Source organism: Pseudomonas sp. HS6-2 (genome assembly GCF_049325675.2).
Lineage (GTDB): Bacteria > Pseudomonadota > Gammaproteobacteria > Pseudomonadales > Pseudomonadaceae > Aquipseudomonas > Aquipseudomonas putida_N.
This window is the reverse complement of record NZ_CM143906.1, coordinates 6,139,369-6,152,605: the sequence shown is the minus strand read 5'-3', so window position 1 is coordinate 6,152,605 and position 13,237 is coordinate 6,139,369. Positions and strand designations below refer to the sequence as shown.

Below are 13,237 nucleotides of genomic sequence, written 5' to 3'. Positions count from 1 at the left end.
GCCCATGAGCGCAATTGCGGTCCCCTTGATCGGTATCATCGCCTGCCGCCAGCAGGTGGGGAAGAACTCGTCGCACACGGTGGGCGACAAGTACGTGGAGGCCGCCGGCTTCGCCGGATTGCCGCTGATTCTGCCGGCCCGCGACGGCGGCAGTGACACGCAGGCGCTGCTGGCCCAGCTCGACGGCATTGTTTTCACCGGCTCGCCTTCAAATATCGAGCCGCATCATTACAATGGCGCCGCCAGCGCTGAAGGGACCCGGCACGACCTTGCCCGTGACCGGCTGACCCTGCCGCTGCTGCAGGCGGCGATTGCCGCTGGCGTGCCGGTGTTCTGCATCTGCCGTGGCTTCCAGGAACTGAACGTGGCCCTGGGCGGCAGCTTGCACCAGCGTGTGCAGGAGCTGCCCGGCTACATGGACCATCGTGAACCCGAGGATGCACCCCTGGAGGTGCAATACGGCCCTCGTCATCCCGTCAGCGTTGCGCCAGGCGGGTTGTTCGAGCGCCTGGGCCTGGCTGTGCAGTTCGAGGTCAACTCGCTGCACAGCCAGGGCATCGACCGTCTGGCCCCAGGCCTGCGGGTCGAGGCACGGGCCCCGGATGGCCTGATCGAAGCAGTGTCGATGCCTGACGCGCCGGGCTTTGTACTTGGCGTGCAGTGGCACCCTGAATGGCGTTTCGCCGACAACCCGGTCTCCCGGAGCCTTTTCCAGGCGTTCCGCGAGGCCTGTATTGCCCATGCTGCACGGGAGGTCTGACAGCAGTCAGCCAAAAGTCCGGGATGACTCACCCCCGGCAGCGCGCTTTCAATGAGTGGAAGCAGGCCTTGGGAACGAGGCCTGTGAAAACAATTCCAATAGTTACGGCAAAAACTCATGAGCAATTACACAGAAGCCGGCCGCCCACCCGATGTGGCCGACTCGGGCAGCACTCAGCGCAGCAAAGGTCTGGCCAAGGGCCGACTTGGCCTGCTGGCCAGCGTGGTGCTGGGCATTTCCACCATCGCCCCGGTCTACACCCTGACCGGCGCCCTTGGCCCGACCGTACGTGAGGTCGGTGCTCATCTTCCAGCCGTGTTCATTGTCGGCTTCCTGCCGATGCTGCTGGTTGCCCTGGGCTACCGCGAGCTGAACTCGGCCGAGCCGGATAGCGGCACTTCGTTTACCTGGTCGGCCCGTGCCTTCGGCCCAATGATTGGCTGGATCGGTGGTTGGGGGCTGGTCGTTGCCACCACCATCGTGCTGTCCAACCTGGCGGGTGTTGCCGTCGACTTCTTCTATCTGTTCCTCAGTCAGATCACCGGCCACCATGAGCTGGCGGCGCTGGCCGACAACCTGTTGATCAATGTCACCACCTGTTGCGTGTTCATTGCCATGGCGGTGTGGATCTGCTGCCGCGGCATGGCCACCACCATGACCGTGCAATACGGCCTGGTGGCGCTGCAGCTGATGGTATTGCTCGGCTTTGCCTTCGCGGCCTTCGGCAGCACCACCGCGCCGCCGCCGCTGGAGTTCGATTTCGCCTGGTTCAACCCGTTCGGTGTCGAGTCGTTCTCGGCCTTCGCTGCGGGGCTGTCGCTGTCGATCTTCATTTTCTGGGGGTGGGACGTGTGCCTGACCGTCAGCGAAGAGTCGGTCGGCAGTGACGAGGTGCCGGGCAAGGCGGCCACCTGGACCGTGCTGCTGATCCTTGGCCTGTACCTGGTTACCGCCATTGCCACCCTGCAGTTCGCCGGCATCAGCGAGCAGGGCCTGGGCCTGAACAACCCGCGCATCCAGGAAAACGTGTTCGCGCACCTGGCCGGGCCGGTGATGGGGCCGTTGGCGATCCTGATGTCGATTGCGGTGCTGGCGAGTACCGCGGCATCGCTGCAGTCGACCTTCGTTTCGCCGGCGCGCACGCTGTTGGCCATGGGTTACTACGGCGCAGTGCCGCAGAAGTTCGCCAGCGTCTGCCCGCGTTCACAAACGCCGCGTTACGCAACCATCTGCGCCGGTGTGGCGGCAGGCCTGTTCTACGTGACCATGCGCACCCTGAGCGAGAACGTGCTGGCAGACACCATCACGGCGCTGGGCATGATGATCTGCTTCTACTATTCGCTGACGGCGTTCGCCTGTGTCTGGTACTTCCGTGACAGCCTGTTCGGCAGCCTGCGGCACTTCTTCATGCGCGGCCTGTGCCCGTTGGTGGGAGGGGTGATCCTATCGGTGATCTTCGTGCGCACGGCCATCGACAGCGCCTCGCCGGACTTCGGCAGCGGCTCGCATGTGGCCGGGCTGGGGTTGGTGTTCGTGATTGCGGCGATCATTTCGGCACTGGGGATCGTGCTGATGATGATTTCGCGGATGCGTGCGCCGGCTTACTTCCTCGGGGCGACCCTGCGCCAGCAGGCTACCTTGCCACTGCAGGAATGATGCAAGGGGCCGCAAAGCGGCCCCTTTCGATTTATCAGGCGAGCAGTTCTTTAAGTAGTTCGCTGTTGCCCTGCTGCTGTTTCTTCAGCAGCAGTCGGTTGGCCACGAACACCGCTTTCAATTCCTCCAGCGCCACATCGAAGTCGTCGTTGATGATGACGTACTCATACTCGTCGTAGTGCTCCATCTCGCTGACCGCTTCCTTCATGCGCCCGGCGATGATCTCTTCGCTGTCCTGGCCACGGCCATCCAGACGCTCGCGCAGGGCCTGCTGGCTCGGCGGCAGGATGAACACCGAACGTGCCTCGGGCATCAGCTTGCGCACCTGCTGGGCGCCTTGCCAGTCAATTTCCAGGATCAGGTCGTTGCCCCGGTCCAGCACCTCTTGCAGTGCGCTGCGCGAAGTCCCGTAGAAATTGCCAAACACTTCGGCGTGTTCGAGGAAGTCACCCTTGGCGATCAGCCCCTTGAAATCGTCATGGCTGACGAAGTGGTAGTTCACGCCGTGTTCTTCGCCCGGGCGCATGGCGCGGGTGGTGTGCGAGACCGAGACGCTGACGCGCGGGTCGGCCTTGATCAGGGCGGTGACCAGGCTGGTCTTGCCGGCGCCGGACGGTGCCGAAACGATATAGAGGGTGCCGCTGCTTTGATTCATGGTCGGGGTGGCCTTACTCGATGTTCTGTACTTGTTCACGCATCTGTTCGATCAACACCTTCAGGTTGACCGCCGCTTGCGTGCTGCGTGGGTCGAAGGCCTTGGAGCCCAGGGTGTTGGCCTCTCGGTTGAGTTCCTGCATCAGGAAATCCAGGCGCCGACCGGCGGCACCGCCGGACTTGAGCACCCGGCGCACTTCGTTGACGTGAGTGCTGAGGCGGTCGAGTTCCTCGGCGACGTCGCTCTTCTGTGCCAGCAGCACCATTTCCTGCTCCAGGCGCTGCGGGTCGAGCTCGGCCTTGAGGTCGCCGAAACGGTCGAGGATCTTCTGGCGCTGGGCGGCGAGCATCTGCGGCACCAGGGCGCGCAGGGTGGTGACCTCGGTGGTCATGTTGTCCAGGCGTTCGTTGATGAGCCGGGCCAGCTCCTGGCCTTCGCGCAGGCGCCCGGCCTTGAGCTCGGCCAGGGCCTCGTCGAACAGCGCCACGGCTTCGGCGTTCAGGGCCTGGGGGTCAGTGGCGTCGGCCACCAGCACGCCCGGCCAGGACAGCACTTCCAGCGGGTTGAGTGCGGCCGGCTGCTTGATCAGGCCGGCTACCTCCTCGGCGGCGGCGACCAGCTGCGCGGCGCGCTCACGGTCGACCTTGAGCGGCTTGCCGTTGCTGTCTTCGTGCAGGCGCAGAGTGCATTCGACCTTGCCGCGCGACAGACCCTGGCGCAGGCCTTCACGTACCGCGCCTTCCAGGTCGCGCAGGGCGTCCGGCAGGCGCAGGTGGGGCTCAAGGTAACGGTGGTTGACCGAGCGCAGTTCCCAGACCAGGGTGCCTTGGCTGCCTGCACGCTCGACACGAGCAAAAGCGGTCATGCTGTGCACCATGGGAAGTACCTCGCGTAAATGAATTGAAGGCGCGCGATTGTAGCGCAGTGCGCACGTGGCGCCCAATCCGCCCATGTTACAGAGCGCGTGCCAGGGAGTGGGAAAAGGCGACAGGCTGCCAAGGGCGCGACAATAGGCATGTCCTCTGGGGGCGACGGGCTCTATAATGGCGGGCAGATTCAAAGTCCCAGTACAGGTATCCCAGATGAAACGTCCAAGTGGTCGCGCCGCCGATCAGCTCCGCTCGATCCGCATCACCCGCAACTACACCAAGCACGCCGAAGGGTCGGTACTGGTCGAGTTCGGTGACACCAAGGTCATCTGCACGGTCAGCGTCGAAAACGGCGTGCCGCGCTTCCTGAAAGGCCAGGGCCAAGGTTGGCTGACCGCCGAGTACGGCATGCTGCCGCGCTCCACCGGCGAGCGTAACCAGCGCGAAGCCAGCCGTGGCAAGCAAGGTGGCCGCACCCTGGAAATCCAGCGCCTGATCGGCCGCTCGCTGCGCGCCGCCCTGGACATGAGCAAGCTCGGTGATATCACCCTGTACATCGACTGCGACGTGATCCAGGCCGATGGCGGCACCCGCACCGCTTCGATCACTGGCGCCATGGTCGCCCTGTGCGACGCCCTGGCCGTGATCAAGAAGCGCGGTGGCCTGAAGGCCGGCAACCCGCTCAAGCACATGATCGCTGCCGTGTCGGTGGGCATGTACCAAGGTGAAGCAGTACTCGACCTGGACTACCTGGAAGACTCCGCTGCAGAAACCGACCTCAACGTGGTCATGACCAGCGCCGGTGGTTTCATCGAAGTACAGGGCACTGCCGAAGGTGCGCCGTTCCAGCCTGAAGACTTCAACGCCATGCTGGCGCTGGCGCAAAAGGGCATGAGCGAAATCTTCGAACTGCAGAACGCCGCGTTGGCCGACTGACTGTTCCTGCAGACACAAAAAAGCCGACATCACTGTCGGCTTTTTTGTGTCTGAGCAGGGCTCAGATGGTCAACGTCCAGTCGTAGTCGACAATCAGCGGCGCATGCTGGGAGAAGCGCGGCTGACGCGGCAGGCGGGCATTGCGCACGAAGCGGCGCAGGCCCGGGGTGAGGATCTGGTAGTCGAACCGGTAGCCCAGGTTGAGCATCTCGGCCTGCTCGTTGTCCGGCCACCAGCTGTACTGGTCGCCTTCACGGCTGACTTCGCGCAAGGCATCGACATAGCCCATGTCGCCGGTGATCGCATCCATCCATGCCCGCTCTGGCGGCAGGAAGCCCGGCGACTGCTGGCTGTCACGCCAGTTCTTGATGTCGAGCTTCTGTTGCGCCACGTAGAACGAGCCGCAATAGATGTATTCGCGACGCTTGCGACGCTGCTTGTCCAGGTACTTGGCGAAGTCGTCCATCAACTTGAATTTCTGGTTCAAGTCTTCGTCGCCGTTCATACCCGAAGGCAGCAGCAGGCTGGCAATACTGACTTTGTCGAAATCTGCTTGCAGATAACGCCCGTAGCGGTCGGCTGTCTCGAAACCCAGGCCGGTGATGACTGCCTTGGGCTGCATGCGCGAGTACAGTGCCACGCCACCTTGGGCGGGTACCTCCGCGTCGCAGGCATAAAGGAAATAGCCATCGAGCTGGAAAGCTGGGTCGTCGAGTTCAAAGGCCGAGGCGCGGGTATCCTGAAGGCAGATGACGTCGGCATTCTGGGCTTGCAGCCAGCTGAGCAATCCACGCTCGGCTGCAGCCTGAATGCCATTCACGTTCACACTGATGATCCGCATAAATGGCCCCAAAAATCTCGTGCGTGTATGATACCCGAGCTCAACCCATTTAGCTAAATCCGTGGTGTCCGGGACCTTACATGCAGCCGTATCAGCGCGACTTCATCCGTTTTGCCATCGATCGCGGCGTGCTGCGCTTCGGTGAATTCACCCTGAAATCGGGGCGTACCAGCCCGTATTTCTTCAATGCCGGCCTGTTCAACACCGGTTCCGCCCTTGCGCAACTGGGCCGTTGCTACGCGGCAGCCATCGTCGACAGCAAGATCCCGTTCGACGTGCTGTTTGGCCCAGCCTACAAGGGTATCCCCCTGGCGGCGGCCACCGCCGTGGCCCTGGCCGATCAGCACCAGCTCGACGTGCCGTGGTGCTTCAACCGCAAGGAAGCCAAGGATCACGGCGAAGGCGGCAGCCTGGTAGGCGCGCCGCTGGCCGGTGACGTGCTGATCATCGACGACGTGATCACTGCCGGTACCGCGATTCGCGAAGTGATGCAGATCATCAACGCCCAGCAGGCCAAGGCCGCTGGCGTGCTGATCGCACTGAACCGCGAAGAGCGCGGCAATGGCGAGCTGTCGGCGATTCAGGAAGTGGAGCGTGACTTCGGTATTCCTGTAGTCAGCATCGTTTCGCTGACCCAGGTACTGGAGTTCCTGGCGGACGATCCGCAGCTCAAGCAGCATCTGCCGGCTGTCGAGGCATACCGGGCGCAGTACGGGATCTGATCCTGGCCCGGTAACGAAAAAAGGCGACCTTCGTGAGAAGGTCGCCTTTTTTGTGACGCCTGTTACGGCCTCTTCGCGGGTTATGCGTGACGCTTGCGGTTGGTGATCAGGGTGCCGACGCCGCTGTCGGTGAAGATCTCCAGCAGCACCGCGTTCGGCACGCGGCCGTCGACGATGTGCGAGCTGTTGACGCCGCCCTGGACCGCTTCCAGCGCGCACTTGATCTTTGGCAGCATGCCGCCGTAGATGGTGCCGTCGGCGATCAGTTCGTTGACCTGCTCGGTGGTCAGGCCGGTCAGGACCTGGCCCTGCTTGTCCATCAGGCCGGCGATGTTGGTCAGCAGCATCAGCTTTTCAGCCTTCAGTGCTTCGGCGACCTTGCCCGCCACCAGGTCGGCGTTGATGTTGTACGACTCACCGTTGGCGCCCACGCCGATCGGCGCGATCACCGGGATGAAGTCGCCTTTCACCAGCATGTTCAGCAGGTCGGTGTTGACGCTGACTACTTCGCCGACGTGGCCGATGTCGATGATTTCCGGCTGGGTCATCTCCGGGGTCTGGCGGCTGACGGTGAGCTTCTTCGCACGAATCAGCTCGGCGTCCTTGCCGGTCAGGCCGATGGCGCTGCCGCCATGGCGGTTGATCAGGTTGACGATGTCCTTGTTGACCTGGCCGCCGAGGACCATCTCCACCACGTCCATGGTCGCGGCGTCGGTGACGCGCATGCCATCGATGAAGTGGCTCTCGATCGACAGGCGCTTGAGCAGGTCACCGATCTGCGGGCCGCCACCGTGCACGACCACCGGGTTGATGCCCACGGCCTTCATCAGCACGATGTCCCGGGCAAAGCCGGTCTTGAGCTCCTCGCTCTCCATCGCGTTGCCGCCGTACTTGATCACCAGGGTCTTGCCGACAAAGCGGCGAATGTAAGGCAGTGCTTCGGACAAAACCTCGGCTACATGGGAAGCGGCATCGCGATCGAGGGTCATGCAGGGCTCCTGTAAGGAACAGATAGTCGGTCAGAACGGCAGTTGCAGCTCAGGGGCAACCCGCAGCAACTGGGCACGGAAAACATCCTTGATACGTTGCAACTCGGCGGCGCTTTCAGCCTCGAAACGCAGCACCAGCACCGGTGTGGTGTTGGAGGCGCGGACCAGGCCCCAGCCTTTCGGGTAGTCGACCCGCACACCGTCGATGGTGGTCAGGTTGGCTTCGCCCCAGTCGGCGTCGCGTTGCAGTGCATCAATGATGCTGAATTTACCCTCGTCGGTCACATCAATATTGATTTCCGGCGTGGAAATATCGTTCGGGAAGGCGGCGAACAGGTCTTCGGCGTTCTGCGAGGCCTTGCTGAGGATCTCCAGCAGGCGCGCTGCGCTGTAGATGCCGTCGTCGAAACCGTACCAGCGTTCCTTGATGAAGATGTGACCGCTCATCTCGCCAGCCAGCAGCGAGCCGGTCTGCTTCATCTTCTTCTTGATCAGCGAGTGGCCGGTCTTCCACATCAGGGCGCGGCCACCGTGCTGTTCGATCAGCGGGGTCAGGCGGCGGGTGCATTTGACGTCGAAGATGATCTCGGCGCCCGGGTTGCGCTCCAGCACGTCGAGGGCAAACAGCATCAGCAGGCGGTCGGGGTAGACGATGCTGCCGGTGTTGGTCACCACGCCCACGCGGTCACCGTCGCCGTCGAAGGCCAAGCCGATGTCGGCGCCGGTTTCCTTGACCTTGGCGATCAGGTCTTCGAGGTTTTCCGGCTTGCCCGGGTCCGGGTGGTGGTTGGGGAAGTTGCCGTCCACTTCGCAGAACAGCGGGATGACTTCGCAGCCCAGGGCTTCGATCAGCTGCGGCGCCACGACACCGGCGGCGCCATTGCCGCAATCCACTACGACCTTGAGCGTCTTCACAAGCTTCACGTCACCGACGATCTGCTGGAAATAGCGATCGAGGATTTCGACCTTCTGCACGCTGCCTTCGCCGCGTGGCACGTCGTTGGTCTTCAGGCGGGTCAGCAGGGCCTGGATCTGCTCGTTCGCCAAGGTGTCGCCAGCGATGACGATCTTGAAGCCGTTGTAGTCCGACGGGTTGTGGCTGCCGGTGAGCATCACGCCCGACTTGCCGGCCAATACGTTGGCGGCGTAGTACAGGGCAGGGGTCGGCACCAGGCCGACGTCGCTGACCTGGCAACCGGCATCGACCAGGCCTTGGATCAACTGCTCGACCAGCATCGGGCCGGACAGGCGGCCATCACGGCCAACGGAAATCTGTGGTTCGCCCTGGGCGATGGTCTGCGCGCCGATGGCGCGGCCGATCCAGTAGGCGGTTTCGCCGTGCAGGGTCTTGCCGACCACACCGCGGATGTCATAGGCGCGGAAGATGCTTTCCGGCAGTGCCGGGACCAGGTGGGCCATGTCGTTCATCTCGGGAAACTCCATTAGTCAAAGGCTTTTCTGGGCAGGCGCAAACTGAACGCTTGGACGGTGGAATCGCCAGAGAGTTCGCCATCCTTGGCCTGAACGCTTGTTGGTCGACTCAGTGACTGCCGGAATGGCCGAAGCCGCCTGTGCCACGCTGGCTCTCGTCGAAGCTCTCGACGATGTCGAAATGCGCTTGTACCACCGGCACTAGCACCAACTGAGCGATGCGCTCGCCGACAGCGATGGTGAACGGCGTGTTGCCACGGTTCCAGCACGACACCATCAGCTCGCCCTGGTAGTCCGAGTCGATCAGGCCGACCAGGTTGCCAAGCACGATGCCATGCTTGTGGCCCAGGCCCGAGCGCGGCAGGATCATGGCCGCCAGGCCTGGGTCGCCGATGTAGATCGACAGGCCGGTCGGGATCAGCAGGGTCTGGCCCGGCTCGAGGACGGTGTCCTCTTTCAGCAGGGCGCGCAGGTCGAGGCCGGCGGAACCCGGGGTGGCGTATTGCGGCAGCGGGAATTCGCTGCCCAGGCGTGGGTCGAGAATCTTGGCTTGAAGAGCGTGCATGTAACTTATTGAACCTGATTGAGCCGTTCGGCGATGAAGGCGACCAGTTGCCGGGCGATCTTGCCTTTGCTGGTCTGCGCGAAGAGGGTCTGGTGCTGCTGGCGGTCGATCACGGTCAGGGCATTTTCCTCGCTGTTGAAGCCGATGCTGGGGTTGGCCACATCATTGGCGACGATCAGGTCGAGGTTCTTGTCCTTGAGCTTGCGCGTGGCGTAATCGAGCAAGTGTTCGGTCTCGGCGGCGAAGCCGACGCTGAACGGGCGGTCGGCACGGCCAGCGATGGTGGCAAGAATATCGGGATTGCGCACCATCTGCAGCAGCATGCCGTCGCCGGTCGTAGGATCTTTCTTGAGCTTTTGCGGGGCAACCACCTCTGGGCGGTAGTCTGCGACCGCCGCGGACGCGATGAACAGGTCGCACGGCATGGCGGCTTCACAGGCTGCGAGCATGTCCCGCGCGCTGACCACGTCGATACGCTGAACGCGGTCGGGGGTCTGCAGGTGTACAGGGCCGGTGACGAGGGTCACCCGAGCACCGGCTTCGGCGGCCGCTTCGGCCAGGGCGAAGCCCATCTTGCCGGAGCTATGATTGGTGATGTAGCGCACCGGGTCGATGTTTTCCTGGGTCGGGCCGGCGGTGATCAGCACATGCTTGCCGGTCAGCGCCTGGCGCTTGAAGCTTTCTGCGGCGCACCAGGCCAGGTCGGTGGCTTCGAGCATGCGGCCCAGGCCCACGTCGCCACAGGCCTGGCTGCCCGAGGCCGGGCCGAAGACCTGGATGCCACGGCGCTTGAGCAGTTCGAGGTTGTCTTGCGTGGCCGGGTCGCGCCACATCGCCTGGTTCATCGCCGGGGCCACGGCCACGGTGGCGTCGGTGGCCAGCACCAGAGTGGTCAGCAGATCGTCGGCCATGCCTTGGGCCATGCGCGCCATGAGGTCGGCGGTGGCCGGTGCGATCAGCACCAGGTCGGCCCACTTGGCCAGTTCGATGTGGCCCATGGCCGCTTCGGCGGCAGGGTCGAGCAGATCCATGTGCACCGGGTGGCCGGACAGCGCCTGCAGGGTCAGCGGGGTGATGAATTCGGCACCACCGCGGGTCATGACGACGCGCACCTGCGCGCCGTGCTCCAGGAGTCGGCGAATCAGTTCGGCACTTTTGTAGGCGGCAATGCCACCTCCGACGCCGAGAACGATGCGCTTGCGATACAGCCGCTGCATAGGCTTGCCTTTTTCCAGTGAGAGCGGGCGGCGACGTTTGAAAATGCCTGCGGCAGAACGTCGCATGTACGAGGCGAAATAGATTAACACAGGGCCGAAACGGGCCGCAGCAAGGGCAGGGAGCGGGGATGAATATCAGGGAGTGGCCGGCTGCAGAGCGGCCGAGGGAGAAGTTGTTGGAGCGCGGGGCGTCGGTGCTGTCGGATGCCGAATTGTTGGCCGTATTGCTGGGCTCGGGGGTTGCCGGGCGCAATGTGCTGGATCTGGCTCGAGGGATTTTGCTGCGCTTTGGCGGGCTTAGGCAGTTTCTTGAGGCAGACCGTGAGGCCGTGCTTCTCGAGCCAGGGCTGGGGCCGGTGAAATATGCGCAGCTGCAGGCCTTGCTTGAGATCGGCAGGCGTTATCTGGACGAGTCCATCGAGCGCAAGCCGGTTCTGGAGAGTCCGGCGTCAGTTCGGCGTTACCTGAAGTCCATGCTGCGTCATGAGTCCAGTGAGGTGTTTGGCTGCCTGTTTCTAGATTCCAAGCACCGGCCGCTAGCGTTCGAGATCCTGTTCAGGGGCACGATAGACCGGGCGAGCGTCTACCCGCGAGAAGTGGTGCGGCGGGCGCTGCAACACAATGCGGCGGCGCTGATCCTGTGTCACAACCATCCTTCGGGCAACAGTGAGCCGAGCCAGGATGATGTGCACCTGACACTGTCGCTGAGGCGGGGGTTGGGGTTGATTGATGTACGGGTGCTGGACCATATCATCATTGGCGACGGTGAGCCGCTGTCGATGGTCGAGCAGGGGTGGATTGTGGCTTAGAACCTTCTACAGCCTGTGCCGGCCTCTTCGCGGGTCAAGCCCGCTCCTACAAGTGCCGCGATTCCTGTAGGAGCGGGCTTGTCCCGCGAAAGGGCCGGTGCAGGTTTAGCGAGTAGCCGAGACCTTGCTGAAGTCCAGCCGCCCGAACGGGCTCACCTGATACCCCTCGACCCCTTGGCGCAACAGCGTCGCCGCCGTCGGATGCGCCAGCGGCACCCACAGCGCCTGCTGCTGAATCAGGGTTTGTGCCTGCTGGTACAGCCGGCTGCGCACGCTCTGGTCAGTGGTGGTGCGCCCGGCACTGATCAGCTGGTCCAGGCGGTCATCGCAGAACCGTGCGAAGTTGGTCCCCGACTTTACCGCCGCGCAGGAAAACTGCGGGCTGAGGAAATTGTCCGGATCGCCGTTGTCACCGGCCCAGCCCATGAACAGCAGGTCATGCTCACCCGCCTTGGCCCGGCGGATCAGCTCGCCCCACTCGATCACGCGGATTTCCGCCTTGATGCCGATCTTCGCCAGGTCGGCCTGAAGCATCTGTGCCCCCAGGCTCGGATTGGGGTTGAGCAGGCTACCCGACGGACGGGTCCAGATGGTCGTGCTGAAACCATCGGCCAGGCCTGCCTTGGCCAGTAATGCCTTGGCCTTGGTCAGGTCCAGCGGGTAGCCGGGCAAGTCCTTGGCGTAGCTCCAGGTGGTGGGCGGGTAGGGGCCGTTGGCGGCGGTGGCGGTGTCTTCGAACACTGCCTTGAGGTAGGCCTGCTTGTCGAAGGCCAGGTTGATCGCCTGGCGTACTTCAGGCTTGTCCAGCGGCGCGTGTTCGCTGTTGATGGCGACAAAGGCGGTCATGAACGCCGGCGTGGTGGCGACCTTGAGATTTCCGTCCTTGCCGGCTTCCGTGATGTCCACCGGCTTGGGCGACAGGGCCACCTGGCATTCGTTGCGCTTGAGCTTCTGCAGGCGCACGTTGGCGTCGGTAGTGATGGCGAAGATCAGCGGGTCGACCGCAGGCTTGCCGTCGAAGTAATCCGGGTTGGCGCGATATCGCACCACTGCGTCTTTCTGGAAGCGCTGGAAGACGAACGGACCGGTGCCGATAGGCTGGCTGTTGAGCTTCTCCGGGGTGCCGTCCTTCATCAGCTTGTCGGCATACTCGGCCGAGTAGATCGAGGCAAAGCCCATACTCAGGGTGGCCAGGAAGGTGGCATCGGCGTGGGTCAGGGTGAAGCGCACGGAGTTCGGCTCGGGCGCCTCGATAGTCTTTATCAAGCTGCCCAGTTGCAGCGACTGGGCATGCGGGTAACCGCCCGGGGCGGTCTTGTGCCAGGCGTGGGCGGGGTAGAGCATGCGCTGGAAACTGAACAGCACGTCGTCGGCGTTCAGTTCGCGGGTGGGTTTGAAGTACGGCGTGGTATGGAACTTCACCCCGTCGCGCAGCTTGAAGTCATACGTCAGGCCATCGGCCGACACCGTCCAGCTCTGTGCCAGGCTGGGCACCACCTTGCCCTGGCCCACGTCAAACTCGACCAGGCGGTTCATCAGCACGTCGGCCGAGGCGTTGGTGGTGGTCAGCGAGTTGTACTGGACCACGTCGAAGCCTTCAGGGCTGGCCTCGGTGCAGATGCTCAGCGGCGTGGCCTGGGCAACGCCCGCGGCGATCAGGGAGGTGAACAATAAGGAAAGGGCGGCAGCACGCATCGTGGCTCCTTGGCTGGTCAGTGGCCCATCTGCCGGCGCAGTCTGGAAAAGTCCTACCCTAGTGCGCGTTTTCGGAAATGACCACCTTCTTT

The 13,237-nt window shown here is 63.3% G+C and carries 12 protein-coding genes and 1 pseudogene; 5 read left to right on the top strand and 8 right to left on the bottom strand.

Annotated features, from left to right (window positions below):
- Positions 1 to 4: 4 nt before the first annotated feature.
- Both ACOKS3_RS28820 and ACOKS3_RS28815 read left to right on the top strand, forming a co-directional pair.
- On the top strand, positions 5 to 760 hold the full coding sequence (locus ACOKS3_RS28820; RefSeq protein WP_103448471.1) for a gamma-glutamyl-gamma-aminobutyrate hydrolase family protein: 756 nt from the start codon (positions 5 to 7) through the stop codon (positions 758 to 760).
- Positions 761 to 877: 117 nt separating this feature from the next.
- A complete protein-coding gene (locus ACOKS3_RS28815; RefSeq protein ID WP_103448472.1) occupies positions 878 to 2,416 on the top strand; it encodes an APC family permease in 1,539 nt (512 codons plus the stop codon).
- Positions 2,417 to 2,450: 34 nt separating this feature from the next.
- On the opposite strand, the gene gmk is transcribed toward ACOKS3_RS28815, so the two are convergent.
- The gene (gene gmk, locus ACOKS3_RS28810; protein ID WP_422763575.1) at positions 2,451 to 3,071 is read right to left on the bottom strand and encodes a guanylate kinase; all 621 of its coding nucleotides are present in this window, start codon (positions 3,069 to 3,071) and stop codon (positions 2,451 to 2,453) included.
- 13 nt (positions 3,072 to 3,084) lie between these two features.
- Positions 3,085 to 3,948: a YicC/YloC family endoribonuclease gene (locus ACOKS3_RS28805; protein ID WP_422763574.1), complete on the bottom strand. Its 864-nt coding sequence runs from the start codon at positions 3,946 to 3,948 to the stop codon at positions 3,085 to 3,087.
- A gap of 205 nt (positions 3,949 to 4,153) precedes the next feature.
- Here ACOKS3_RS28805 and rph point away from each other — a divergent pair, with 205 nt between their 5' ends.
- On the top strand, positions 4,154 to 4,876 hold the full coding sequence (rph, locus tag ACOKS3_RS28800) for a ribonuclease PH (protein ID WP_103448475.1): 723 nt from the start codon (positions 4,154 to 4,156) through the stop codon (positions 4,874 to 4,876).
- Between the two features lie 61 nt (positions 4,877 to 4,937).
- On the opposite strand, the gene ACOKS3_RS28795 is transcribed toward rph, so the two are convergent.
- On the bottom strand, positions 4,938 to 5,717 hold the full coding sequence (locus ACOKS3_RS28795) for an exodeoxyribonuclease III (protein WP_008091582.1): 780 nt from the start codon (positions 5,715 to 5,717) through the stop codon (positions 4,938 to 4,940).
- Between the two features lie 80 nt (positions 5,718 to 5,797).
- Between ACOKS3_RS28795 and pyrE the strand changes: the two genes are divergently transcribed.
- On the top strand, positions 5,798 to 6,439 hold the full coding sequence (pyrE, locus tag ACOKS3_RS28790) for an orotate phosphoribosyltransferase (RefSeq protein ID WP_103448476.1): 642 nt from the start codon (positions 5,798 to 5,800) through the stop codon (positions 6,437 to 6,439).
- An 80-nt stretch (positions 6,440 to 6,519) separates the two neighbouring features.
- Here the strand turns inward: pyrE and argB are convergent, their stop codons facing one another.
- The 4 genes and pseudogenes from argB to coaBC form a co-directional block, all read right to left on the bottom strand.
- Positions 6,520 to 7,428 (bottom strand): acetylglutamate kinase, encoded by a 909-nt coding sequence (gene argB, locus ACOKS3_RS28785; RefSeq protein WP_103448477.1) that lies wholly within the window; start codon positions 7,426 to 7,428, stop codon positions 6,520 to 6,522.
- A gap of 30 nt (positions 7,429 to 7,458) precedes the next feature.
- Positions 7,459 to 8,832 (bottom strand): annotated as a pseudogene (locus tag ACOKS3_RS28780) (phosphomannomutase/phosphoglucomutase); the annotation flags it as partial.
- Between the two features lie 136 nt (positions 8,833 to 8,968).
- Positions 8,969 to 9,424: a dUTP diphosphatase gene (dut, locus tag ACOKS3_RS28775; protein ID WP_103448479.1), complete on the bottom strand. Its 456-nt coding sequence runs from the start codon at positions 9,422 to 9,424 to the stop codon at positions 8,969 to 8,971.
- Between the two features lie 5 nt (positions 9,425 to 9,429).
- A complete protein-coding gene (gene coaBC / locus ACOKS3_RS28770; protein ID WP_110639900.1) occupies positions 9,430 to 10,641 on the bottom strand; it encodes a bifunctional phosphopantothenoylcysteine decarboxylase/phosphopantothenate--cysteine ligase CoaBC in 1,212 nt (403 codons plus the stop codon).
- A gap of 128 nt (positions 10,642 to 10,769) precedes the next feature.
- Here coaBC and radC point away from each other — a divergent pair, with 128 nt between their 5' ends.
- Entirely contained in the window at positions 10,770 to 11,450 is a 681-nt protein-coding gene (gene radC / locus ACOKS3_RS28765) for a RadC family protein (RefSeq protein ID WP_103448481.1), read from the top strand.
- A gap of 105 nt (positions 11,451 to 11,555) precedes the next feature.
- Here the strand turns inward: radC and ACOKS3_RS28760 are convergent, their stop codons facing one another.
- Positions 11,556 to 13,145, bottom strand: a complete 1,590-nt coding sequence (locus ACOKS3_RS28760; protein ID WP_103448482.1) for an ABC transporter substrate-binding protein — start codon at positions 13,143 to 13,145, stop codon at positions 11,556 to 11,558.
- Positions 13,146 to 13,237 lie beyond the last annotated feature (92 nt).